The 25448-nt window shown below is 59.7% G+C and carries 21 protein-coding genes; 11 read left to right on the top strand and 10 right to left on the bottom strand.

Annotated elements, in window-relative coordinates:
* Positions 1-99: 99 nt before the first annotated feature.
* The 4 genes from BLW70_RS02700 to BLW70_RS02685 form a co-directional block, all read right to left on the bottom strand.
* Entirely contained in the window at positions 100-1071 is a 972-nt protein-coding gene (locus tag BLW70_RS02700; protein ID WP_074871469.1) for a FecR domain-containing protein, read from the bottom strand.
* Positions 1068-1586, bottom strand: coding sequence for an RNA polymerase sigma factor (locus tag BLW70_RS02695; protein WP_074871468.1), 519 nt, complete (start codon positions 1584-1586; stop codon positions 1068-1070). Before BLW70_RS02695 ends, BLW70_RS02700 begins: the two co-directional genes overlap by 4 nt.
* 247 nt (positions 1587-1833) lie before the next feature.
* Positions 1834-2541, bottom strand: a complete 708-nt coding sequence (locus tag BLW70_RS02690) for a 3'-5' exonuclease (protein ID WP_074871466.1) — start codon at positions 2539-2541, stop codon at positions 1834-1836.
* Entirely contained in the window at positions 2538-4478 is a 1941-nt protein-coding gene (locus tag BLW70_RS02685; RefSeq protein WP_074880389.1) for a putative nucleotidyltransferase substrate binding domain-containing protein, read from the bottom strand. The genes BLW70_RS02690 and BLW70_RS02685 overlap by 4 nt, the downstream gene beginning before the upstream one ends.
* A 250-nt stretch (positions 4479-4728) precedes the next feature.
* Between BLW70_RS02685 and BLW70_RS02680 the strand changes: the two genes are divergently transcribed.
* Positions 4729-5190, top strand: a complete 462-nt coding sequence (locus BLW70_RS02680; protein ID WP_074871465.1) for a response regulator — start codon at positions 4729-4731, stop codon at positions 5188-5190.
* A gap of 71 nt (positions 5191-5261) precedes the next feature.
* On the opposite strand, the gene BLW70_RS02675 is transcribed toward BLW70_RS02680, so the two are convergent.
* Positions 5262-7439 carry a malate synthase G gene (locus BLW70_RS02675; RefSeq protein ID WP_074871464.1) on the bottom strand — a complete coding sequence of 726 codons (2178 nt, stop codon included), beginning with the start codon at positions 7437-7439 and terminating at the stop codon, positions 5262-5264.
* Positions 7440-8038: 599 nt separating this feature from the next.
* Here BLW70_RS02675 and BLW70_RS02670 point away from each other — a divergent pair.
* Complete coding sequence (locus BLW70_RS02670) at positions 8039-8557, top strand: glycine cleavage system transcriptional repressor (RefSeq protein WP_007947710.1); 519 nt, start codon at positions 8039-8041, stop codon at positions 8555-8557.
* A 215-nt stretch (positions 8558-8772) separates the two neighbouring features.
* Here the strand turns inward: BLW70_RS02670 and rarD are convergent, their stop codons facing one another.
* The 5 genes from rarD to BLW70_RS02645 all read right to left on the bottom strand — a co-directional run bounded on the left by rarD (position 8773) and on the right by BLW70_RS02645 (position 14699).
* Positions 8773-9660 (bottom strand): EamA family transporter RarD, encoded by an 888-nt coding sequence (rarD, locus tag BLW70_RS02665; protein ID WP_074871463.1) that lies wholly within the window; start codon positions 9658-9660, stop codon positions 8773-8775.
* Positions 9661-9867: 207 nt separating this feature from the next.
* Positions 9868-10842, bottom strand: coding sequence for a serine/threonine protein kinase (locus BLW70_RS02660; RefSeq protein WP_074871461.1), 975 nt, complete (start codon positions 10840-10842; stop codon positions 9868-9870).
* 210 nt (positions 10843-11052) lie between these two features.
* Positions 11053-12954 carry a PhoX family protein gene (locus tag BLW70_RS02655; RefSeq protein WP_074871459.1) on the bottom strand — a complete coding sequence of 634 codons (1902 nt, stop codon included), beginning with the start codon at positions 12952-12954 and terminating at the stop codon, positions 11053-11055.
* Between the two features lie 58 nt (positions 12955-13012).
* Entirely contained in the window at positions 13013-13777 is a 765-nt protein-coding gene (locus tag BLW70_RS02650) for a TOBE domain-containing protein (RefSeq protein WP_074871458.1), read from the bottom strand.
* Between the two features lie 181 nt (positions 13778-13958).
* Positions 13959-14699, bottom strand: coding sequence for a ComF family protein (locus BLW70_RS02645; RefSeq protein ID WP_074871456.1), 741 nt, complete (start codon positions 14697-14699; stop codon positions 13959-13961).
* A gap of 93 nt (positions 14700-14792) precedes the next feature.
* Here BLW70_RS02645 and bioB point away from each other — a divergent pair, with 93 nt between their 5' ends.
* The 9 genes from bioB to BLW70_RS02600 all read left to right on the top strand — a co-directional run bounded on the left by bioB (position 14793) and on the right by BLW70_RS02600 (position 25271).
* Positions 14793-15848 (top strand): biotin synthase BioB, encoded by a 1056-nt coding sequence (gene bioB / locus BLW70_RS02640; protein ID WP_074871455.1) that lies wholly within the window; start codon positions 14793-14795, stop codon positions 15846-15848.
* A 159-nt stretch (positions 15849-16007) separates the two neighbouring features.
* Positions 16008-17186: an 8-amino-7-oxononanoate synthase gene (bioF, locus tag BLW70_RS02635; protein WP_074871453.1), complete on the top strand. Its 1179-nt coding sequence runs from the start codon at positions 16008-16010 to the stop codon at positions 17184-17186.
* Positions 17179-17910 (top strand): alpha/beta fold hydrolase, encoded by a 732-nt coding sequence (locus BLW70_RS02630; RefSeq protein ID WP_074871451.1) that lies wholly within the window; start codon positions 17179-17181, stop codon positions 17908-17910. The genes bioF and BLW70_RS02630 overlap by 8 nt, the downstream gene beginning before the upstream one ends.
* Complete coding sequence (gene bioC, locus BLW70_RS02625) at positions 17903-18715, top strand: malonyl-ACP O-methyltransferase BioC (RefSeq protein WP_074871449.1); 813 nt, start codon at positions 17903-17905, stop codon at positions 18713-18715. The genes BLW70_RS02630 and bioC overlap by 8 nt, the downstream gene beginning before the upstream one ends.
* Positions 18712-19392 (top strand): dethiobiotin synthase, encoded by a 681-nt coding sequence (bioD, locus tag BLW70_RS02620; protein ID WP_074871447.1) that lies wholly within the window; start codon positions 18712-18714, stop codon positions 19390-19392. The genes bioC and bioD overlap by 4 nt, the downstream gene beginning before the upstream one ends.
* A 121-nt stretch (positions 19393-19513) precedes the next feature.
* Positions 19514-19810, top strand: coding sequence for a pyrroloquinoline quinone biosynthesis protein PqqE (locus tag BLW70_RS02615; protein WP_074871445.1), 297 nt, complete (start codon positions 19514-19516; stop codon positions 19808-19810).
* A 279-nt stretch (positions 19811-20089) separates the two neighbouring features.
* Positions 20090-21895 carry a phenylacyl-CoA dehydrogenase gene (locus BLW70_RS02610; RefSeq protein ID WP_074871442.1) on the top strand — a complete coding sequence of 602 codons (1806 nt, stop codon included), beginning with the start codon at positions 20090-20092 and terminating at the stop codon, positions 21893-21895.
* 199 nt (positions 21896-22094) lie between these two features.
* Positions 22095-23384, top strand: coding sequence for a GGDEF domain-containing protein (locus tag BLW70_RS02605; RefSeq protein WP_074871439.1), 1290 nt, complete (start codon positions 22095-22097; stop codon positions 23382-23384).
* Positions 23385-23474: 90 nt separating this feature from the next.
* A complete protein-coding gene (locus BLW70_RS02600; protein WP_074871437.1) occupies positions 23475-25271 on the top strand; it encodes an acyl-CoA dehydrogenase C-terminal domain-containing protein in 1797 nt (598 codons plus the stop codon).
* The last annotated feature ends 177 nt before the right edge of the window (positions 25272-25448 follow it).

Raw genomic sequence — 25448 nt, 5'->3', positions numbered from 1 at the left:
ACGCTCTGCGCGGGAATGCCTCAATGGACGCTCTGCGTCCGCTTCGGCATGTGACGCGGAGCGTCACGGGCTGCATTCCCACGCAGAGCGTGGGAACGATCATTTAGCGTCAGTCTTCGCCGCGACCGTCACCCACCACGGCGTGTGCTGTTCGATCTGCACCGGCAGGGTCGGCAGCAGGGCGCTCAGGGCCAGATCGGTGTCGTGCAGCGGGAAGCTGCCAGTGATGCGCAGGTCGGCGATTTCTGGCGCAACGCCAAGATGCCCGCGTCGATAACGACCGAGTTCATGGACCAGGTCTTCCAGCCGTGTGTTGTCCACCACCAGCATGCCGCGGGTCCAGGCATCGGCGCCGAGGGTGAGCGCGACGATCGGCCCGAGGCCATTGCTGCGCATCAGGACTTGCTGGCCTTCACGCAGAATCTGCTCTTCCGGGCTCGACTCGGGGTGAGCCGCCACCGCTGATTTCAGCACGCTCAGGCGTGTACCTTGTTCTTCACGCTTGACCAGGAACCTTGTTCCCAGTGCGCGCATGCTGCCTTCGCGGGTTTCGACGATGAACGGCCGGGTGTCGCCATGGCCGGTTTCGACGAGAATTTCCCCTTCCTGGAGGATGATCAGCCGTTGTTTTTCATCGAAACGCACATCCACGGCACTGTGGGTGTTGAGGTTGATCAGCGTGCCATCGGTCAGGCGCAGGGTGCGTTGTTCGCCGGTGGCGGTGCGCTGGTCGGCCAGCCAATAGTCGATCGGCAGATAACGATCACCGGCAAACAACGCCAACCCGATCACCGCGACGATGCTGGCCAAGCCGCTGCCGAGTTTGCGCACGCGCCGGCGAATGCTTTCGCGCGATTGCAGTAACGCGGTGCGTGCCGGGCCGCTGGCAACGCTGAAGCGCTGGTCGAGCATGCCCAGTTGGCGCCAGGCCCGCGCATGTTCTTCGTGGGCGGCGTGCCATTTGGCGAACTCTTCGCGCTCCACCGGGTTGCCGGAGTCCAGGGACAACTGCCAGGCAATCGCGGCATCCAGCACCTGCGCCGAGACGGGTTTGGAACTGACCGGACTCATACCGGCTCACCGTACAGCGCGATGTAGCACTGACGAATGCCCTGGGCCAGATACTGGCGCACCCGCGGTACCGACACGCCCAGGCGCTCGGCGATTTCGGCGTGGCCGAGGCCATCGAGACGGTTATAGAGAAACGCCGCCCGGGCCTTGCTTGAGAGCTTGCCGAGCAGGCGGTCGATGGTTTTGAGGTCTTCGAGTATCAGTTGCTGTTCCTCCACCGACGGTTGTTCACCGGTGGGGATCAGCATCAGTTCGGTGAGGTAGGCCTGTTCCAGCGCGGCGCGGCGGAAATAGTCGAACAGCAGCCCCTTGGCAATCGCCACCAGAAACGCGCGCGGTTCGCGTGGCGCCTTCAGTTCTTCACGACCCAGCAAACGCACGAAAGTGTCCTGACTCAGGTCTTCAGCCCGTTGCGGACAGGCCACATTGCGTCGTAGCCAGGCCAACAGCCAACCGCGATGGTCGCGATACAACGCACCAACGAGCTCACTTTGAGGGCTTTGGACTGACGACACGCAGCATCACCGATTGGGAAGTGTTAAGTAACGAGAATTGTTCGCGATTGTGGCAGAGGCGGGGGAGGTAAGCAATTGGCGCTGGTCGGTTGGATTGAGTGGCGTGTATTCAATTGAACCGCGTCATCGTTCATCGCGGGCAAGCCACGCTCCCACAGGTTTTGAGTCGTTCGCGAAATGGGTGAACGACACAGAACCTTGTGGGAGCGGGCTTGCTCGCGAAGGCGCCGGACCAGGCGCCAGAGATTTAGAAGGAAGGCACTCGCTGTCTGCGTTTCCACTGACTCAACCGCTGCTGCAGATTCAACGGGCTATGGATCTGCAACTGCCGCGCCCGACTGAACAAAATCAACGCCAACTCAGCGGTGGCCAACGCATCGGCACTGGCATTGTGGCGCTCGAACACTTCGAGTTTGAACCAGTCGATCCACTGATCCAGCCCGGCATCGCGAATGTGCGCCTGAGGGCAAAGCAGCGGCGCGATATCAGCCACATCCAGAAACGGATGCTGCAACTTGTAGCCCAGATGGTCTTTCAGCGCGCGCCCGAGCATGTGCTGATCGAACGGCGCATGAAACGCCAGCACCGGGCTGTCGCCGACGAATTCCATGAACTCGACCAGGGCCTGAGCCGGATCACTGCCCGCGGCAATCGCACTTGGCCCCAGGCCATGGATCAACACACTGGGCGCCAACTTCATGTCGGCGCATTGCAACGTGCGTTCGAACTGCTGGCTGAAGTCGATCGCCCCATCCTCGATCACCACCGCGCCGATGGACAACACCCGATCCTTGTTCAGGTTCAACCCGGTGGTTTCCAGGTCGAGCACCACCCAGCGTTGTTCGCGCAGGCTGCATTCGCCCAGCTCTGCCGCCGAGGGCAAGCGTTGCAGGCGTTGTTGAAGGTCGCAGGGAAGGCTGGGACCTGCCGGACGCAGCCATGAAAACAGGCTCATAGCTGATACCTCAAGGCCAGGCTGCTTTGCAGGCGTTGGGCCTGGCGCAGGGATTCACGCAGGATCCGTCGATCCAGATGATTGAGGCTGTCCGGATCGACCCGGTTGGAGTAGGGCAAGTTCTCCCGAGTCTGTAGCTGATGTTGCTGCATGCGGGTTTGCTGGATGAAATGATAGGCCTCTTCGTACGCCGCACCGTCCAGCCGTTCGATGACTTCTTTGTCCACCAGTTGGCGAAAGCGCTCCAGCGTGTTGTTCACCTCGATGCCATGGGCCAGGGCGAGCAGTCGGGCACCGTCGACAAACGGCGTCAGTCCCTGGACTTTCAAATCAAGGGTGGCTTTCTCACCATTCTTGCGAGCCAGTACGAACTCACGGAAACGTCCTACGGGCGGACGGTTGCGCAGGGCGTTCTCGGCCATCATTCGCTGGAACAGGCGGTTGTCATTCACCTGATCGAGAATGCCCTGACGCAGCTGCTCGCAGCCTTGCTCGTCGCCCCAGACCACCCGCAAGTCGAAATAAATGCTCGAACCCAACAGGTTCTCCGGTGTGGCTTCGCGGATAAACGCGGCAAAACGTCGGGACCATTCGGCACGGGACAGGCACAGCTCAGGGTTGCCGGCCATGATGTTGCCCTTGCACAGGGTGAAACCGCAGAGCGCCAGGCTCTGGTTGATCTGTTGGGCAATGGGCAGCAATTTGCCGCGAATCTCGGCGGCGTGGGCCGCGTCCCGGGCTTCGAACAGAATGCCGTTGTCCTGATCGGTATGCAGCGTCTGTTCGCGGCGGCCTTCGCTACCGAAGCACAGCCAACTGAACGCAATGCCGGGGTCGCCTTTCTCGGCGAGGGTCAGTTCGATCACCCGGCATACAGTGTGGTCGTTGAGAAGGGTGATGATGTGCGTGATCTGGGTTGAAGAAGCGCCGTGGGCCAGCATGCGCTCCACCAGTTGACCGATTTCGCCGCGCATCGCGACCAGGTTTTCCACTTTCTGGGCGCTGCGGATGGTCCGCGCCAGATGCACCAGATCGACCCGTTGCAGGGAAAACAGATCACGTTCCGAAACCACGCCGCACAGGCGATGATCTTTCACGAGGCAAACGTGGGCGATGTGCCGTTCGGTCATGGCAATTGCCGCATCGAAGGCGCTGTGGTCCGGCGACAGGAAAAACGGCGCCCGGGTCATGTGGCGCTCGATGGCTTCGTTGAAATCGTCAGTGCCGTCGGCCACCACATGACGCAAGTCGCGCAGGGTGAAAATCCCCAACGGCGCTTTATCTTCGTCGACCACCACAATGCTGCCGACCTGCTGCTCATGCATCAGGGTCACGGCTTCACGCAGTGGCGTAGTCGGGCTGCAGGTCACTGGATGACGCATGGCCAATTCGCCCAGGCGGGTGTTGAGCGAGTACTGGGTGCCGAGGGTTTCCACGGCTTTTTGCTGGACTTGCTGGTTGACCTGATCCAGCAGGCTGCTCACGCCGCGTAGGGCAAAGTCGCGAAATGCGTTGGAAAGCGCGAACAGTTTGATGAACGCCAGCTTGTTCAGCTGTAGGCAAAAGGTGTCTTCGGAGGCCAGATGTTCGGTGCGCGTCGCGCGCTCACCCAGCAGCGCGGCGAGGGGGAAACACTCGCCGGTGGTGATTTCAAAGGTGGTTTCGGTGCCGCCCTTGGCCGTATGCGGGCGTTCTCCCACGACCCGGCCTTGCTTGACGATGTAGAAATGCTCGACCGGGCCGTCGGCGGGCTTGAGGATGCTCTCGCCGGGCGCATAAAAACGCAGCTGGCACTGCTCGACCAGGTACGCCAGGTGAGCGTGTTCCATTTGATTGAAGGGCGGGAAGCGCTGAAGGAACTGCAAAGTGCCCTGGATGTTCTGCAACACCGCGGTTTTCCCTGCCTGTGTGAAGGCATCCTCTTTACTCATAACCATTACCGCAGTCTTTTGATTGTTGTTGTCGGATGACTCAGCCATGGTCGGCCCCTGCGCGCGGGGTGCCCATTGGACGTAAGTCTAGGTAGGACGTGAAGCTGTAGGTATTTGGGAAATGTCTGACGCAACTGTGCGAAAAACCTCCTACATTGGCTATAGGAAATTTTTCCGACGAAGTGCACATTGAAGGCCTGCTTAGCGATGTCTGACGGATGTGCTAGGGAATAGAAATGAAATCGTAGAGTAAGCCATGTCCGACCACGATATTTTGAGTGACGCCGAGCGCGAGGCGCTGAGTGCCCTCATGCTGGAACCTGCCCTGCCGACGCAAAGGGTATTGATCGTTGACGATGATAGAGACGCGCGGGAGTTGTTGTCGCAGATTCTGGAACTCGGTGGGGTTCGATGCATTACCGCAGCAAGTGGCGAAACTGCACTCAAGATGTTGGTTGATGAAGCTGAACTGAAAAAGCTTTCAATCGGTTTGATGATCACTGACTTACGCATGGGCAATGTCGATGGCCTGGATCTGATCCGTCAGGTACGTGAGTCGGTGCGGGCGGCGTTGCCGATCATCATTGTCTCCGGCGACGCCGATGTGAAAGACGCCATCGAAGCGATGCATTTGAGTGTGGTGGATTTTCTGCTCAAGCCTATCGATACCGACAAGCTGTTGGCGCTGGTCAAGCATGAGTTGGGAATGGATGTGTAGGTGATCGTTCCCAAACAAAAATGCCCTGATCTTTCGATCAGGGCATTTTTTTGTCCGGCGTCAGCGCTTAGTTACAGGCCATTGGCAGCCTTGAACTCGCGGCGACGACGGTGCAGGACCGGCTCGGTGTAGCCGTTCGGCTGCTTCGTGCCTTCGACCACCAGTTCGACCGCCGCCTGGAAGGCGATGTTGCTGTCGAAGTTCGGGGCCAGCGGACGGTACAGCGGGTCATTGGCGTTCTGACGGTCAACCACTGGCGCCATGCGCTTGAGGCTTTCCATGACCTGATCTTCGGTGACGATGCCGTGACGCAGCCAGTTGGCGATGTGCTGGCTGGAAATACGCAGCGTCGCACGGTCTTCCATCAGGCCGACATCATTGATGTCCGGCACTTTCGAACAGCCCACGCCCTGGTCGATCCAGCGCACCACATAACCGAGAATGCCCTGGGCGTTGTTGTCCAGTTCGTTCTTGATCTGCTCTGCAGTCCAGTCCGGATTGACGGCCAGCGGGATGGTCAGGATGTCATCCACCGAAGCGCGCGCACGTTTGGCCAGCTCAGCCTGACGGGCGAACACGTCGACCTTGTGGTAATGCAGCGCGTGCAGTGCGGCAGCGGTCGGCGATGGAACCCAGGCAGTGTTGGCACCGGCCAGCGGGTGAGCGATTTTCTGTTCGAGCATCGCAGCCATCAGGTCCGGCATCGCCCACATGCCTTTACCGATCTGGGCGCGACCTTGCAGGCCGGTGCTCAAACCGATGTCGACGTTCCAGTTCTCGTAGGCGCCGATCCACTTCTCGGCCTTCATGTCCGCCTTGCGCACCATCGGGCCGGCTTCCATGGAGGTGTGGATTTCATCGCCGGTACGGTCGAGGAAACCGGTGTTGATGAACACTACACGCTCGCTGGCAGCCTTGATGCAGGCCTTGAGGTTGACCGTGGTACGGCGTTCCTCGTCCATGATCCCGACTTTCAGCGTGTTACGTGGCAAGCCCAGCACTTCTTCGATGCGACCGAACAGCTCGTTGGTGAACGCCGCTTCTTCCGGGCCGTGCATCTTCGGTTTCACGATGTAGACCGAGCCGGTACGGCTGTTCTTGCGCGAGTTGTTGCCGTTGAGGCTGTGGATCGCTGCGAGGCTGGTGACCAGGCCGTCGAGGATGCCTTCGGGTACTTCGTTGCCGTCTTTATCGAGGATCGCGTCGATGGTCATCAGGTGACCGACGTTGCGCACGAACAGCAGCGAACGACCATGCAGGCTCAGTTCCTTACCATCGACACCGGTATAAGTGCGGTCGGCGTTCATGGTGCGGGTAAAGGTCTGACCGCCCTTGGAGACTTCTTCCGACAGATCGCCCTTCATCAGGCCGAGCCAGTTGCGGTAGATCACCACTTTGTCATCGGCATCGACGGCGGCGACGGAGTCTTCGCAGTCCATGATGGTGGTCAGTGCGGCTTCCATCAGGATGTCTTTGAGGCCGGCAGCGTCGGTCTGGCCGACCGGGGTGCTGGCGTCGACCTGGATTTCGAAATGCAGGCCGTTGTTTTTCAGCAGGATCGCGGTCGGTGCGGCTGTATCGCCGTGGAAACCAATCAGCTGTGCATCGTTGCGCAGGCCGGTATTGCTGCCGCCTTTAAGGGCGACCACCAGTTTGCCGTCAACGATCTTGTAGCCGGTGGAATCGACGTGAGAGCCAGCAGCCAATGGCGCCGCTTCGTCGAGGAAGGCGCGGGCGAAGGCGATGACCTTGTCGCCGCGAACCTTGTTGTAGCCTTTGCCTTTTTCCGCGCCGTCAGCTTCGCTGATGGCATCGGTGCCGTAGAGCGCGTCATACAGCGAACCCCAACGGGCGTTCGAGGCATTGAGCGCGAAACGGGCGTTCATCACCGGAACCACCAGCTGTGGACCGGCCATGCGGGCGATTTCGTCATCGACGTTTTGCGTCGTTGCCTGGAAATCAGCCGCTTCTGGCAGCAGATAACCGATGTCTTGCAGGAAGGCTTTGTAGGCCACCGCATCGTGCGCAACACCTGCACGAGCCTGGTGCCAGGCATCGATACGAGCCTGGATATCATCGCGTTTGGCGAGTAGGGCTTTGTTCTTCGGCGCCAGGTCATGAATGACCTTGTCGGCACCGGCCCAGAACTTATCGGCGGTGAGGCCGGTACCGGGAATGGCTTCGTTGTTCACGAAGTCGAACAGGACTTTGGCGACCTGCAGGCCACCGACTTGAACGTGTTCAGTCATTGCTTGCCTCACTCTGCTCAGCTATTTCGCTTTTCAGCTCTTCAATTTAACAATGAAGCCTCTGGCATTTAAACCACAAACCTGTTGACCAGTACATGCCATTGCGGGCGGCTGGGTTATGACCAATCAACGGCGTTGAGGCCGTGCTGACGGGGCTTTCAGGTTGTGGCTGTACCTGCGGCAGACATCGATCCAGCGTTATGTAGTGCGCGCTGCGGCATACTACATGATGAATTGCGCTTGTGAAAATTAGACTAAATACGTCGTTCTGCGACGCCATGACGCATTGCGGTCACGTCGGGGAACGGGATGTTCTCAAAAAACTATTGGATTGTTCCAGTTAAATATAAAAACTTGTACACATAATCTTCATTGCCCTGCTATGGGGCCTTGCTTTTGTGGCGAGGGAGCTTGCTCCCGCTCGGCTGCGCAGCAGTCGCAAAATCAGCGAAAGCGGTCCGTCTGGGCTATTCAGGGGGCCGCTTCGCGCCCCAGCGGGAGCAAGCTCCCTCGCCACAAAAAAGTAGTGCCGGGCTGATTCCGGTCCCTTGCCTATACTTGCTTTTCTATAACAAAAGTCATGACAAGAGGGCTGCGCCATGGACCACCTCGTACTCACTGTTTTCGCTCCGGACAAGCCTGGGCAGGTCGAGCGCATTGCCCAATGCATCGCCGAGCACGGCGGTAACTGGCTGGAGAGCCGCATGTCGCGCATGGCCGGGCAGTTCGCCGGGATTCTTCGCGTGGGCGTGCCGGCCGAGGCCTACGATGAATTGGTCGATGCCCTACAGGCGTTGTCCGCCCACGGCATTCGTGTACTGATTGCCGAAAGCGGCATCGAGCAATCCTGCACCTGGAAACCCATAGCCATGGAATTGGTGGGCAATGACCGCCCGGGGATCGTACGCGACATCACGCGTCTGCTGAGTGAGCAGGGGGTGAACCTGGAGCGTCTGGTGACCGAAGTACGTCCGGCGCCGATGAGCAGCGAGCCTTTGTTCCACGCCGAAGCGATTCTCGCCGTGCCGCTGACGTTGTCCCTTGACGTGCTGCAATCGCGCCTGGAAACCCTGGCGGATGATTTGATGGTCGAATTGGTGCTGCGCAGTGAGCCCTGAACAGGTTATCCAAGTTATACGTGCACCTGCCTGTGGATAACCTGTAGAGACCATCCTCCAGGCCACGTCGGCCGGGCTTCTTCAGGATTTGATCAAAAAACCAGCAGTTTCAGTGACTTGCGCACAAACGCCGGGGATCACGTTGTGGATAACCTTGGGAAGGATCGATGCAGGCCACGGTAGCCGTGGCCTGTAGAGGTTTGTGTGTTTTTTGATCAGCGGCGACGACGCATACTTATCCACGCGTCGACGCTGTAAATCGCCAGGCCCGCCCAGATAAAGATGAACGCAACCAGTGTGCTCGACGACAAATGCTCGCCAAACAGCAGCACGGCTTGCAACAGCACCAGCGTCGGCGCCAGGTACTGGAGAAAGCCCAGCGTCGTGTAGGGCAAATGCCGTGCGGCGGCGTTGAAACACACCAACGGCACCAGCGTCACCGGACCCGCGGCCACCAGCCACCAGGCTTCAGACGTAGTCCAGAACTCGGGCTGAGCGCTGGTGGCCGTCTGATTGAAAAGCAGCCAGGCAATCGCAATCGGCACCAGCATCCAGGTTTCCACCACCAGACCCGGCAGCGCCTTGACCGGTGCCTGCTTGCGGATCAATCCGTAGAAACCGAAGGTCAGTGCCAGCACCAACGACACCCACGGCAGACTGCCAACTTGCCAGACCTGCTGGGCGACGCCGACCGCCGCCAGGCCAACCGCCAGCCATTGCATGCGCCGCAGTCGTTCGCCAAGGATCAACATGCCCAGCAGCACGTTCACCAGCGGGTTGATGTAGTAACCGAGACTGGCTTCGAGCATGCGCCCGTTGTTCACCGACCAGACGTAGGTCAGCCAGTTGGCCGCGATCAATGTGCCACTCAGGGCCAGGATCGCCAGGCGTTTCGGGTTGTCACGCAACTCGCGCCACCAGCTCGGATGTTTCCACACCATCAGCAGCAAGGCGCCGAACAGCGCGGACCAGAGCACGCGGTGGATGATGATCTCCACGGCGGGCACGTTGGCGATGGCTTTGAAGTAGAGCGGGAACAGGCCCCAGATGATGTAGGCACTCAGGCCCAGAATGTACCCGCGACGCGGGTTGGCGGCTTGCATGCAGAATCCTTGCTTAGGCAGCTAACAAAGAGGGGATTGTAAGGAGAATTGTCTACGGATGTCCTACCTGATTAGGTTGGTTATTTGTGAACACAAACAACTGTGGGAGCGAGCCTGCTCGCGAAAGCGGTAGTTCATTCAGCATCACTGTTGAATGTGAAACCGTATTCGCGAGCAAGCCCGCTCCCACATGGGGATTTGTGTTCGTCAGAAGAGCTTCAACGGTTCTTCGTTGAGCGCAGCCAGTTGTTCGCGCAAGGCCAACACCTGGTCGCCCCAATACCGTTCACTGCCGAACCACGGAAAACTGTGCGGGAACGCCGGGTCGTCCCAGCGGCGGGCGAGCCAGGCGCTGTAGTGCATCAGGCGCAGGGCGCGCAGCGGTTCGATCAGCGCCAGTTCCCGCGGATCGAAGTCGTGGAACTCACTGTAGCCGTCCATCAATTCCGACAACTGACCGAGACATTCCTGACGGTCACCCGCCAGCATCATCCAGATGTCCTGCACCGCAGGGCCCATGCGGCAGTCGTCGAGGTCGACGATGTGGAACATCTCGTCGCGGCACATCATGTTGCCGGGATGGCAGTCGCCGTGCATGCGGATGTTCTTGTGCGGCGTGGCTTTGTAGACCTCTTCCACCCGCTTGAGCAGGTCGCGGGCGACAGACTCGTAGGCGGGCAGCAGGCTTTTGGGTACGAAATTGCCTTCGAGCAATGTGGTCAGCGAGTCATGACCGAAGTTTTTCACACCCAGCGCTTCGCGGTGTTCGAACGGTTTGGTAGAGCCGACCGCGTGCAGGCGACCGAGCAGTTGCCCCAGTCGATACAGCTGATCGAGATTGCCCGGCTCCGGCGCACGGCCACCGCGGCGGGGGAACAGGGTGAAACGAAACCCGGCGTGTTCATGCAGGCTGGCACCGTTGTGAATCATCGGCGCCACTACCGGCACGTCGCACTCGGCGAGTTCGAAGGTGAACTGGTGTTCTTCGAGAATCGCTTCGTTGGTCCAGCGCTGCGGGCGGTAGAACTTGGCGATCAGCGGCTCGCAGTCTTCGATACCGACCTGATAGACACGGTTCTCGTAGCTGTTGAGCGCCAGAATGCGCGCGTCACTGAGAAAGCCGATGCTTTCGACGGCATCGAGCACGAGGTCTGGGGTGAGGGTTGCAAACGGGTGGGCCATGCTGACTCCTGCGCGCAGCAGGCTGCCGCGTCCGGCCAAGCATGGTAGCGCAGACGGGGCTTCTTTAGGGGGATCGTTCCCATGGGATCGTTCCCACGCTCTGCGTGGGAATGCCTCACCGGACGCTCCGCGTCCGTTTCTGGGAGGCAGAGCGTCCCGGGCTGCATTCCCACGCGGAGCATGGGAACGATCACCAGGGTGGGACTTTTATCAGGCGCCGACGATGCCGCCATCTTCCCGTGAAATCGCCATCACCGAAGACCGCGGTTTGCCGTTCGGCAAATGCTCAGGGAACGTCGACCCACCGTTTTCCCCCGGATGCTGAATCCCGACAAACAAGGTCTTCTGATCCGGCGAAAAGCTGATCCCCGTCACCTCGCAGCCCACTGGCCCGACCATGAAGCGGCGGATCTCCCCGGTGACCGGGTCAGCGCAGAGCATCTGGTTATTGCCCATGCCCGCGAAGTCGCCGGCGTTGCTCGAATCGCCATCGGTCAGAATCCATAACCGCCCAGCCTTGTCGAAACCCAAGCCGTCCGGGCTGTTGAACATGTTCTGCGGTGTGATGTTCGATGAACCGCCCTTCGGCGTGCCGGCGTGAACGCCCGGGTTGCCGGCGACCACAAACAGATCCCAGGCAAAGCTTTTCGAGCCGTGATCGTCACGGTCAGTGCGCCAGCGCAAAATCTGCCCGTAGACGTTTTTCTCGCGCGGGTTTGGCCCGTTCACCGGTTGCCCGTCCTCGCCACGCTTGGCGTTGTTGGTCAGCGTGCAATAGACCTGGCCATCCTTGGGGCTGACGACGATCCATTCCGGGCGGTCCATGCGTGTAGCTTTGACCACGCTGGCGGCGAGGCGGGCGTGAATCAACACCTCGGCCTGATCGGCGAAACCGCTGCTGGCGTCGATGCCGTTTTTGCCGTGGGTCAGTTCGATCCATTCGCCCTGGCCTTTCGGGTGATCGGCATTGCCGTCGCCCGCGTCGAAGCGCGCCACGTACAAGGTGCCGTGGTCCAGCAGGTCGCGGTTGGCCTTGGGGTTTTTGTGGTTGACCTTGTCGCGGCTGACAAATTTGTAAATGAACTCGCCGCGCTCATCGTCGCCCATGTACACCACGGCGTGACCGTCACTGGTTTCGGCCAGGGCGGCGTTTTCATGTTTGAAGCGGCCCAGCGCGGTGCGTTTGACTGGCGTCGATTGCGGATCGAACGGGTCGATTTCCACAACCCAGCCGTGACGGTTGAGTTCGTTGGGGTTTTTCGCCAGGTCGAAACGCTCGTCGTGTTGATGCCAGTTGATCTCTTTACTGGCCGCTACTGCGCCGTAGCGTTTTTGCGCGGCGTCGAACTTCTGTTCGGCATTGCTGCTGCCGAAGCAGTCGGTGAAGTTTTCTTCGCAGGTCAGATACGTGCCCCACGGCGTCTTGCCGTTGGCGCAGTTCTGGAAGGTGCCAAGGACGTTTTTGCCGTGCGGATCAGCGCTGGTTTTCAGCAGCGCGTGGCCGGCGGCCGGACCGCTCAGGTTGATCGGCGCGTTGCCGTGAATGCGCCGGTTGTAGCGCGAACCCTGGACGAAATGCCACTGGCCGTTCTTGCTCTGCACTTCGATCACCGACACGCCTTCACAGGCCAGAGCCTTGCGCACGTCAGCAGCCGACTGCGGCATGCCGCCGTGTGGATAGAGGTAGCGATAGTTGGTGTATTCGTTGTTGATCGCCATCAGCGCCCGGTTGTTGTCGTCGGGAAATTCGAACAGGCTCATGCCGTCGTTGTTGTCGCCGAACTGGACTTCCTGATGCTCGGCCGTGCCGTTGCCGCTTGGGTCGAATGCCGGACCGTTCTTCTGCAGGGGTTGGCCCCAACTGATCAATACCGAAGATTTGTAACCTGGCGGCAGGGTGATGGCGTCGCTGGTGGCGGCGGGAATACTGGCAAAACCCAACAGTTTGCTGGAACCGGCGCTGACGCTGGCGGCCAGCACGCTGCGGCTCAGCAGGTTGCCGCCCAGGAACATCGCTGCACCGCAAAGGGCGCCGGCGCTGATGAAGCCTCGACGGCTAAGGCCGACCATGTTCTCGAGGTCGGTGGATTGGTTGTCTTCTAATAGGCTCACATCAGGCTCCCTGCTGGTTTTTGCAGTCACCTTAATGAGCGTTAATGACACTTGTGTTTCAAAGCGGTGTACCGAGCAAAACGTTGGATGGCGCGAACTGCACCCGCACCGGTTTATCGGCGGCCAGATCGAGGGTTCTCAAGTGCAGCGGTTCGGCCAGTGCGCAGAGTGTCTGGCCATTGGACAAGCCGATGCGCACTTCGCTGGGGCCGTCCTCGGCGTCGAGAATTACTTCGATGATGCCTTTCAGGCAGTTGTTGCCGGGTGTTGCCACTTGATCGATGCCCAGCAACTCCAGCCAACCGGCCTTGATCAGTGCAACCACTTCGGTGCCGGTTTCCAGCTCCAGGCGCAGGGTGCTGTCGTGAGTGATCTGCGCATCAATGCTCAAGCCTTCGGCCAATTCAAGACGAATACGGTCGTTGTGCCCTTGGTTATCAATCGCCGCTACCTTGCCATGCAGTTGATTGCGCGCGCTGGTTCTGAGCATCAGTCGGCCGAGCAGGTCGAGATCGCTGGCATCCTCGGCGGCTTCCAGCACCTGAGCCTGCAAGGCTTGCAGCTTTTGATACAGGCGCAATACGCGCTCGCCTTCGCTGGAGAGTTTGGCGCCACCGCCGCCCTTGCCGCCGACACTGCGCTCCACCAACGGCTTTTGCGCGAGGTTGTTCAGCTCGTCGATGGCGTCCCAGGCCGCTTTGTAACTCAGCCCCGCGCTTTTCGCGGCGCGGGTGATCGAGCCCTGTTCGGCGATGTGTTGCAGCAACGCGATGCGTTGCGGGCGACGGACAATGTGCTGCGACAACAACGTAGGCAAGGACATGGCAGGGCGCTTTGGGCTGGGGCGATGGAAAGGACGTTGGCGGCTGGGAGCCCGGGAGTCAAGTCGGGTCATATCCTTGTAGGAGTGAGCCTGCTCGCGATGAGGTCATCAACTTCACCATAGATGTGACGGATCGACCGTCATCGCGAGCAGGCTCGTTCCTACCTTGAATGCCACTGAATCAGGGCGCATCGCCGGGTTTGGGTGTGCGGGCCAGACAATAGACGTCAACCCGGGCGGCGCCAGCGTCCATCAGCAGGCGAGCCAGGGCTTGGGCCGTGGCGCCGGTGGTCAACACATCGTCCACTAACGCTAGATGACGACCCTTGATACACGCATCGGGCGTCAGGGCGAAGGCGTTGCGCAGGTTCTTTTTGCGGGCCTCGGCATTCAGGTCCTGTTGAGCGCTGGTGTCCTGAATCCTCAGCAACAACGTTTCATCGCACGGAATGTCGAGGCTGGTACTGAGCCAGCGGGCGAGCATCGCGGCCTGGTTGAAACCCCGTTTACGCAGGCGTTTGGCGGCGAGCGGAACCGGGATGAGTACATCGGGTCGATTCAGGTCTTCATCAAAGCGATGTTGCAGGAACTGAGCGAGAAGTTCGGCGAGCAGGCGACCAAACGGCCACTTCGCAGCGTGTTTGAAGCGTGTGATCAACGTGTCCACCGGAAAGCTGTAAGTCCAGGGCGTGGCGACCCGTTCAAAAGCTGGTGGGTGTTTCAGGCATTGGCCGCAGGTCAGACCAGCGGCAGGTAACGGCAGGGCGCAGGTTTGGCATTGATCGCCAAGCCAGGGCAGCTCTGTTTCACAGGCCATGCAGAGGGGTGTGCATTCATCGGCGGGTTCTGCGCAAAGCAAACAGGTCTGGTTGTTTTTTAACCAGATGTAAACCGGTCCCTCGTATCGTGGTTGACAGCGCATGAGTCTTCCTTAAATATGCCGAACATCCGTGTCGCGTCTGTGGGTATTCCATTCCCCCAGCCGCTTGCCAAGCATAAAACAAAGGAAACGCCCATGAGCGCCAGCACCACTGCCACCCTGCGTCATGACTGGTCTTTGGCCGAAGTCAAAGCACTCTTCGTTCAGCCATTCAATGACCTGTTGTTCCAGGCGCAGACGGTGCATCGCGCGCATTTCGACGCCAATCGGGTCCAGGTGTCGACGCTGCTGTCGATCAAGACCGGTGCCTGCCCGGAAGATTGCAAATATTGTCCGCAGTCCGGTCACTACAACACCGGCCTGGAAAAAGAAAAGCTGATGGAAGTGCAGAAGGTCCTCGAAGAGGCCGCTCGCGCCAAGGCCATCGGTTCGACCCGTTTCTGCATGGGCGCGGCGTGGAAACATCCGTCGGCCAAAGACATGCCTTACGTGCTGGAAATGGTCAAAGGCGTGAAAGCCATGGGCCTGGAAACCTGCATGACCCTCGGTCGTCTCGATCAGGACCAGACAGTCGCCCTGGCAGACGCCGGCCTCGATTACTACAACCACAACCTCGATACCTCGCCGGAATTCTACGGCAGCATCATCACCACCCGCACTTACAGCGAGCGCCTGCAAACGCTGGCCTACGTGCGTGAATCCGGGATGAAGATCTGCTCCGGCGGCATCCTCGGCATGGGCGAGTCGCTTGATGATCGCGCCAATCTGCTGATCCAGCTGGCCAACCTGCCGGAACACCCGGAATCGGTGCCGATCAACATGCTGGTGAAAGTCGCCGGTACGCCGCTGGAAAATGCTGACGATATCGACCCGTTCGACTTCATCCGCATGCTGGCTGTCGCCCGTATCCTGATGCCGCAATCCCACGTGCGCCTGTCCGCCGGCCGCGAAGCGATGAACGAGCAGATGCAGGCCCTGGCGTTCTTCGCCGGCGCCAACTCGATTTTCTACGGCGAAAAACTGCTGACCACCGCCAACCCACAGGCCGACAAGGACATGCAACTGTTCTCGCGCCTGGGCATCCTGCCGGAAGCGCGCGAAGAGCACGCTGACGAAGTCCATCAGGCGGCGATCGAACAAGCGCTGGTTGAGCAGAAGAGCAGCTCGCAGTTCTATAACGCTGCCGTCTGAAGCCTCCACGGATCTTTCTGAAGGAATGCAAAACCCTGTGGGAGCGGGCTTGCCCGCGATGACGGACTGACATTCAACATTGATGTCGACTGGACCGACGCCATCGCGGGCAAGCCCGCTCCCACAGGGGACATGTGTCATTTGATAGTCGAGGCCTGCATGTCTTTCGATCTCAGCGCGCGCCTTGCTGCCCGTCGTGCCGAAAATCTCTACCGCCAACGCCCATTGCTCGAAAGCCCCCAAGGCCCGGAAGTGGTGGTCGATGGTCAGCCGTTGCTGGCGTTCTGTAACAACGACTACCTGGGCCTGGCCAATCACCCGCAAGTGATCGAAGCCTGGCGCGCCGGTGCGACCCGTTGGGGCGTTGGCGGCGGGGCGTCGCATCTGGTGATCGGCCACAGCAGTCCGCATCACGCACTGGAAGAAGCCCTCGCCGATTTCACCGGTCGCCCGCGCGCGCTGTTGTTCACCACCGGTTACATGGCCAACCTTGGCGCGGTCACCGCGCTGGTCGGGCAGGGCGATACGGTGCTGGAAGACCGGCTCAATCACGCGTCCTTGCTGGATGCGGGTCTGTTGTCGGGAGCGCGCTTCAATCGCTATTTGCACAACGACGCGGTGAGTCTGGCCAAGCGTCTCGAGAAGGCGACCGGCAATACCCTGGTGGTCACCGACGGCGTGTTCAGCATGGACGGCGACATCGCCGACCTGCCGGCGCTGGCGCGGGAAGCCAAGGCCAAAGGTGCATGGTTGATGGTTGATGACGCTCACGGCTTTGGTCCGCTGGGTGCCAATGGTGGCGGGATTGTCGAGCATTTCGGTTTGAGCCAGGAGGATGTGCCGGTGCTTGTCGGCACCCTCGGCAAGGCATTCGGCACCGCCGGGGCTTTTGTCGCGGGCAGCGAAGAGCTGATCGAGAGCCTGATCCAGTTCGCCCGTCCCTACATTTACACCACCAGCCAGCCGCCGGCGCTGGCCTGCGCGACGCTGAAAAGCCTTGAATTGCTGCGTACCGAGCACTGGCGACGGGAACATCTGAAAACGTTGATCCGCCAATTCCGCCACGGGGCCGAGCAGATCGGCCTGGAGTTGATGGACAGCTTCACGCCGATCCAGCCGATCATGATCGGCGATGCCGGGCGTGCGGTTCGACTGTCGCAGATGCTGCGCGAACGCGGTCTGATGGTCACTGCGATCCGTCCCCCGACCGTGCCCGCCGGCAGCGCCCGACTGCGGGTAACCCTGACCGCCGCCCACAGCGAGGCGCAGGTACAGCTATTGTTAAATGGACTGGCCGATTGTTTTCAACAACTGGGACCGGAGCCAAGCCATGCGTGATCGTCTGATTCTGCTGCCCGGCTGGGGGCTCGGCATTTCTCCCCTGGAGCCCTTGGCGGCAGCGTTGCAAGGACTGGATGAACACTTGCGGGTCGAAATCGAGCCGTTGCCGGAACTGCAATCGAGCGATCTTGAAGAGTGGCTCGATGAGCTGGATTCGACGGTGCCTCAGGACGCCTGGCTCGGCGGCTGGTCGCTGGGCGGCATGCTCGCTTCAGAGTTGGCAGCCCGGCGCGGCGATCGCTGCTGCGGCTTGTTGACCCTGGCGAGCAATCCTTCTTTTGTCGCTCATGAACAATGGCCGAGTGCGATGCCGGCTGAAACCTTCGATGCGTTTCTGGCCGGCTGCAAGGCTGATCCGCGCATGACATTGAAGCGTTTCTCGCTGCTCTGCGCTCAGGGGGCCGAAGACCCGCGCGGGTTGTCTCGGCTGCTGCTCGGTGGCGCCCCACACACTTCGGCAGAGGTGCTGATGAGTGGCCTGGAGTTGCTCGCACAACTGGATACCCGCCAGGCTTTGCAGGCGTTCCGCGGCCCGCAACTGCACTTGTTCGCCGGCCTTGACGGACTGGTTCCAGCCGAAGCGGCGAGCGACCTGCTGACATTGCTGCCGGATGTTGAAATTGGTCTGATCGAGCAGGCCAGTCACGCGTTTCTTCTGGAAGACCCTCACGGTGTGGCGGGGGCAATCCAGGCCTTTTTGCATGAGTGCGGTGATGACTGATTTATCCCTTCCCAACCTGCCCGGCGGTTTGCCCGACAAACGCCAGGTCGCGGCATCTTTTTCCCGTGCCGCGGCAAGCTACGACAGCGTGGCCGAATTGCAGCGCGACGTTGGCGGTGAATTGTCGAGTCGTTTGCCGGAGGACTTCGTGCCGGGTGTCTGGCTCGACCTGGGCTGCGGCACCGGGCATTTCAGTCGTGCATTGGGCGAGCGATTTCCTGCAAGTCACGGCCTGGCAATGGACATCGCCGAAGGCATGCTCAATCACGCCCGGCCGTTAGGTGGCGCAACGCATTTCATCGCCGGCGATGCCGAGCGGTTGCCATTGCAGGATTCGACCTGCGATCTGATCTTCTCCAGCCTGGCGGTGCAGTGGTGCGCGGACTTCGCTTCGGTGCTCAGTGAAGCTAATCGGGTGCTGAAACCAGGTGGAATTTTCGCGTTTGCTAGTCTGTGCGTAGGCACACTGTTCGAGCTGCGTGACAGCTGGCGACAGGTGGATGGCATGGTGCACGTCAACCGCTTCCGCGAGTTCGGGGTTTATCAACAGCTTTGCGCGGACAGTGGGTTGAGCGTCGCGAGTCTGCAAGTTCGACCGCACGTGTTGCATTACCCGGATGTGCGCAGCCTGACCCATGAATTGAAGGCGCTGGGTGCCCACAACTTGAACCCCGGTCGGCCGGGTGGTTTGACCGGCAGGGCGCGGATCCTCGGTTTGATCGAGGCTTATGAGCGGTTTCGTCAGGCCGAAGGATTGCCGGCGACTTATCAAGTGGTCTACGCCGTGTTGGAGAAACCCTTATGAGCGCAGCCTATTTCATCACCGGTACTGATACCGATGTCGGCAAGACCACCATTGCCGCCGCTTTGCTGTATGCCGCGCGCTCGGCCGGTTTGAGCACGGCGGCGGGCAAACCGGTCGCCTCAGGATGCGATGTGACGCCCAAGGGCTTGCGCAACGCCGATGCGTTGGCGTTGCTGGCGGAGTGCTCAGTGCCTTTGACTTATGCTCAGGTCAACCCTATGGCGTTCGAACCGCCGATCGCGCCGCATCTGGCAGCGCGGGAGGCCGGCGTGGCATTGACGGTGCAATCACTGTTGACGCCGATGCGGGAGATCCTCGATATGCAGGCGGACTTCACCTTGATCGAAGGTGCTGGCGGCTGGCGAGTGCCTTTGGCGGATCAGGACAACCTGTCGGACCTGGCGATGGCGCTGGGTCTGCCGGTGATCCTGGTGGTGGGCGTGCGCCTGGGTTGCATCAACCATGCGCTGCTGACGGCTGAGGCGATCGCTCAGGACGGTTTGCAGTTGGCGGGGTGGGTGGCCAATATCATCGATCCGAAGACTTCGCGTCTGGAAGAAAACCTCGCGACACTCGCTGAGCGGATCCCGGCGCCGTGCCTGGGGCGTGTGCCGAAACTCAAGTTGGTGACGGCTGAAGCGGTGGCGGAGCATCTGCAACTGGATCTGCTGGACTGAGTTTTCTGACACGGGGTTTTAACTATGACAAGGCACTGTGCTATTAGGGTTTTTGTCGGGCCTTTTGGCAGTGGGTCTGGTTCAATGGCCGCTGTTGATCCTTTGTAGGACGAGTTCTGCCATGGAAATCTCAGGAAATACCGCTTTTTATCCCGGTCTGAGCACTATTCAGACAGGGCAGAACCGTGTGGATCAGGCCTCTGGCCAGATCGCCAACACGACGATCGAGCGTTCGGTGACCAGCCAGTCTTCCGACGCTCAGGTTGATCGTCTGCGTTCAGTGGATCGCAGTCAGCAGTCGGACCTGGCCAGTAATATGGTCGAGATGTCCCAAGGCAAATTTCAGGTTGAACTGGGTGTCAAAGTCGCCAAGGCATCCGACGAAATGCTCGGTACGCTGATTGATACCTACGCTTGAATCCTCGCTGAATCCGTACCCCCAACGCCGCGAATATTCGCGGCGTTTTTCTGCGTAAGTCCTTCTCGCTCAACTAATCTTTTCTGCACAGCGTTTGCTCAGGCGACGGAGGTGTTGCGTGGCTGTGGATCGGTCATTTGCCTCGGATGATGACGAACGGCAAAAGATCGGCGCTTGACAAGATTTAGGCGTAAACGTATGTTTCAAACAACTGTTTGACCGCCACAACAAATCAACGCGGTCGTTCATTCCCGGTTACATCAGCAGAGGTTTATCGCTATGCCTGACTACAAGGCCCCCTTGCGTGATATTCGCTTCGTTCGTGACGAACTGCTCGGCTACGAAGCGCACTATCAGAGCCTTCCAGCTTGCGCAGACGCAACTCCGGACATGGTTGATGCCATTCTCGAAGAAGGCGCCAAGTTTTGTGAGCAGGTACTGGCTCCGCTGAACCGCGTGGGTGACACCGAAGGCTGCACCTGGAGCGAGTCCGGCGTTAAAACCCCGACTGGTTTCAAAGAAGCCTACAAACAATTCGTCGAAGGCGGCTGGCCAAGCCTGGCCCACGACGTAGAGCACGGCGGCCAAGGCCTGCCGGAATCTCTGGGTCTGGCCGTCAGCGAAATGGTTGGCGAAGCCAACTGGTCGTGGGGCATGTACCCAGGCCTGTCCCATGGTGCGATGAACACCATTTCCGAGCACGGCACGCCTGAGCAACAAGAGGCTTACCTGACCAAGCTGGTTTCCGGCGAATGGACCGGCACCATGTGCCTGACCGAACCGCATTGCGGCACCGACCTGGGCATGCTGCGTACCAAGGCTGAACCTCAGGCCGACGGTTCCTACAAAGTCTCTGGCACCAAAATCTTCATCTCGGCCGGTGAACACGACATGGCCGACAACATCGTCCACATCGTGCTGGCACGTCTGCCGGATGCGCCGGCTGGCACCAAAGGCATTTCGCTGTTCATCGTTCCCAAGTTCATGCCGAACGAAGACGGTACGGTCGGCGCACGCAATGCTGTGACCTGTGGTTCCCTGGAACACAAGATGGGTATCCACGGTAACGCCACCTGCGTGATGAACTTCGACGCGGCCACCGGTTACCTGATCGGCCCGGCGAACAAAGGCCTGAACTGCATGTTCACCTTCATGAACACCGCACGTCTGGGTACCGCGCTGCAAGGCCTGGCTCACGCCGAGATCGGCTTCCAGGGCGGTCTGAAATACGCTCGTGATCGTCTGCAAATGCGCTCCCTGACTGGCCCGAAAGCGCCGGAAAAAGCCGCTGACCCGATCATCGTTCACCCTGACGTACGTCGCATGCTGTTGACCATGAAGGCGTTCGCCGAAGGCAACCGTGCGATGGTTTACTTCACCGCCAAGCAAGTCGACATCGTCAAGTACGGTGTGGACGAAGAAGAGAAGAAGAAGGCCGACGCATTGCTGGCGTTCATGACGCCGATCGCCAAAGCCTTCATGACTGAAGTCGGCTTCGAATCCGCCAACCACGGCGTGCAAATCTACGGCGGCCACGGTTTCATCGCCGAGTGGGGCATGGAGCAGAACGTTCGCGACAGCCGTATTTCGATGCTGTACGAAGGCACCACCGGTATCCAGGCACTCGATCTGCTGGGCCGTAAAGTGCTGATGACTCAAGGCGAGGCTCTGAAAAGCTTCACCAAGATCGTCCACAAGTTCTGCCAGACCAACGAAGGCAACGACGCAGTCAAAGAGTTCGTCGAGCCATTGGCTGCCCTGAACAAAGAGTGGGGCGAGTTGACCATGAAGGTCGGCATGGCGGCCATGAAGGATCGCGAAGAAGTCGGCGCGGCGTCGGTGGATTACCTGATGTACTCCGGTTACGCCTGCCTGGCTTACTTCTGGGCTGACATGGCGCGCCTGGCTGCCGAAAAACTGGCTGCCGGCACCACCGAAACGGCGTTCTACACCGCCAAGCTGCAGACTGCGCGCTTCTACTTCCAGCGCATCCTGCCGCGTACCCGCACTCACGTTGTGACCATGCTGTCGGGCGCCAACAACCTGATGGACATGAAAGAAGAGGACTTCGCGCTGGGTTACTAAGCCCCACGCTGTCGCTTCATAAAGCCGCTGCTTCCTCGGGAGCAGCGGCTTTTTTGTGCGCGATATCTACGGGTAAATATTTCCTGACTAAAACGCTAAGAAGAAAGTCTTTGCTGCCGTTAAAGAGGGTGGCGATATGACATGTCGCCCGAAGAGAAGGCACAATGCCATCTTTATTTGCCGGGTCGGAGCTTTCCCCTTGCCGCGTTCTTCCGCTGTACGTTTCAGCCATTTCCTGCCGTCATTACTGCTTTTGCTCGCGGGACTGGCGGCTGCGTACGTGAAGGATCTGAACGTGTTTTTCACCTCGCTGTTCAACGTACTGCCAACCCTGGTGTTGTTGCTCGGCGGTGCTTACTGCGCGGTTTACCGACGTCAGCGTGAGCTGTTTCTGATGGTCACGGTGTACATCGCCTACTTCCTGCTCGATACCCAGACTGACTATTACCGCGACAACGGCAAGGTTCGTGAAGACGCCGCGGTAGTCTTCCATCTGTGCTGCCTGTTGCTGCCGCTGCTATTTGGTGTGTTCGCCGCATGGCAGGAGCGCACCCACCTGTTCCAGGACATGGTGGCGCGCTTCGCCGTGTTGCTGGCGTTCGGTAGCGTAGCGTTGGGACTGGAACAAAGTTACCCACAGGCGCTGTTGATGTGGCTGTCGGAGATCCGTTGGCCAGCGTTGCATGGCGCCTGGATGAGTCTGATCCAGCTGTCTTATCCCGTGTTCATCGCCTCGTTTGCGTTACTGGCCTGGCAATACTGGCGCAACCCGAGACCCTTGCATGCGGCCCAATTGGTGGGCCTGCTCGGGTTGTTCTGGATGTTGCCGAAAACTTTCATCTTGCCGTTTACCCTGAACATCATGTGCAGTCAGGTGATGTTGATGATTGCCGCAGCGGTCGCCCACGAGGCCTATCAAATGGCCTTCCGCGACGAGCTTACCGGCCTGCCGGGCCGTCGCGCCTTGAACGAGCGGATGCAGCGATTGGGGCGCAATTATGTGCTGGCGATGAGCGACGTCGATCACTTCAAGAAATTCAATGACACCCACGGCCACGATGTCGGCGATCAGGTACTGCGATTGGTCGCCAGCAAGCTGTCGAAAATCGGTGGTGGCGGTAGGGCGTATCGCTACGGCGGTGAGGAATTCGCCCTGGTGTTCGCAGGCAAGACTCTCGAAGAGTGCATGCCGCACCTGGAAGTCATCCGCGAGTCCATCGCCACCTACAACATTCAACTGCGCAATCAGGACAGCCGTCCTCAGGACGACCAGCAAGGTCGTCAACGTCGCGCAGGCTCGGGCGCCTCAAGTGTGTCGGTCACCGTCAGCATTGGCGTGGCCGAACGACTGGAGCAGCGCACCCCCGAGAAAGTGCTCAAGTCCGCTGACGAGGCGCTCTACAGTGCCAAAGGTGCGGGGCGCAACTGTGTGGTGGCGTTCGGTCAAAACCGTCGTGGCGCGGTGCGCATGGACGCCGCTACTGATTGAGTGATGATGGCGCATTCAGCGTCTGGACTGTGATTGTGAGGCCGGGTGTGCAGCAGTAGGTTTGGGGAATCTGCTGCCGGAGAAATGACCATGCCTGAGTACAAAGCTCCCCTGCGCGACATGCGCTTTCTGATCGACCACGTCTTCGATTTTCACAGCAACTACGCCGCGCTGGGTGCCACTGATGCCAGCCCGGACATGGTCAATGCGATCCTCGAAGAAGGTGCGAAATTCTGTGAGAACGTTCTTGCACCGCTGAACCGCAGCGGCGACGAAGAAGGCTGCCATTTCGACAATGGCGTGGTGACTACGCCTACAGGCTTCAAGCAAGCCTTCGCACAATATGTGGAAGGCGGCTGGCACGGTCTGGCGGCTGATCCGGTTTACGGTGGCCAGGGGTTGCCGAGTTCGCTGGGGCTGGTCATTAGCGAAATGGTCGGTTCCAGCAACACCTCCTGGGGCATGTACCCCGGTCTGACCCACGGCGCGATGTCGGCAATCCACGCCCACGGCACCGAGGAACAGAAACAGACTTACCTGAGCAAGCTCACGGCCGGCCAATGGACCGGCACCATGTGCCTGACCGAAGCCCATTGCGGCACCGACCTGGGCATCATCAAAACCCGCGCCGTACCTGCGGCCGACGGCAGCTATGCGATTTCCGGCAGCAAGATCTTCATCTCCGCCGGCGAGCACGACATGAGTGAAAACATCATTCACCTGGTGCTGGCGAAACTGCCGGACGCCCCGGCCGGGACCAAGGGCATTTCCCTGTTCATCGTTCCTAAATTCCTACCCAACGACGAAGGTCAGGCGGGAGAGCGCAACGGTGTTTCCTGCGGCTCGATCGAACACAAAATGGGCATCAAGGCCTCGGCTACCTGCGTGCTGAACTTCGACGACGCCAAGGGCTTCTTGATCGGTGAGCCGAACAAGGGCCTGAACTGCATGTTCACCATGATGAACCATGCTCGGCTGGGCACCGGCATGCAGGGTTTGTGTCTGGGGGAGGCAAGCTTTCAAGGCGCGATCAAGTACGCCAATGATCGCTTGCAGATGCGCGCGCTGACCGGCCCGAAAGCGCCGGAAAAAGCCGCCGATCCGATCATCGTTCATCCTGATGTGCGCAGGATGTTACTGACCATGAAGGCCTTCAACGAAGGCAACCGGGCGCTGACTTATTTCACCGCGCAATTGCTCGACGTGGCGCACCTGAGCGCGGATGAAACGGCGCGTCAGGAGGCCGAAGACCTGCTGGCATTCCTCACGCCGATCTGCAAAGCCTTCATGACCGATACCGGGCTGGAAGTGACCAACCACGGCATGCAGGTGTTCGGTGGTCACGGTTTCATCCGCGAATGGGGCATGGAGCAGTTGGTACGCGACTGCCGGATTGCACCAATCTACGAAGGCACCAACGGCATTCAGGCGCTGGACTTGCTGGGCAGAAAAGTCCTCGGCAGCCAGGGGAAACTGCTGCGCGGGTTCACCAGAATCGTCCACAAGTTCTGTGCGGTAAACGCCGGACACCCGCAACTCTCCAACTACGTGGCGCAGCTCGACGACCTGAATCAGCAGTGGGGAGAGGTGACCACCAAAGTCGGAATGGCGGCGATGAAAAATCCGGATGAAGTCGGCGCGGCGTCGGTGGATTACCTGATGTACAGCGGTTACATCATCCTCGGCTATCTGTGGCTGCGCATGGCGCTGGTCGCTCAGGAGCAGCTCGATTCGGGTAGTGGCGATGCCGATTACTGCCAGGCAAAACTGGCGACCAGCGAGTTTTACTTCAAGCGTTTGCTGCCACGCACGGCGGCTCACCGGGCGGCCATCGAGGCAGGCAGCGATTGTCTGATGAAGCTGCCAGCGGAGTTATTCGCACTATAGTGTTTCAAGCAGACGTAAAAGAGCCCGCCTAGTTGCGGGCTTCTTTAATGGTTCGCTTTCCGGTGACTAAAAATAACAAAACGGTCATGAGCTGACCCTATGTGTCGTAAAAGTTGTTGGGTTACACTCAAACCCAACGAAAGCACCACTCCTACGAATCACCTGTTTAGATCTTGC

The sequence above is a fragment of the Pseudomonas frederiksbergensis genome, assembly GCF_900105495.1.
Classification (GTDB): domain Bacteria; phylum Pseudomonadota; class Gammaproteobacteria; order Pseudomonadales; family Pseudomonadaceae; genus Aquipseudomonas; species Aquipseudomonas frederiksbergensis.
This window is presented reverse-complemented; position numbering and strand designations above follow the sequence as displayed.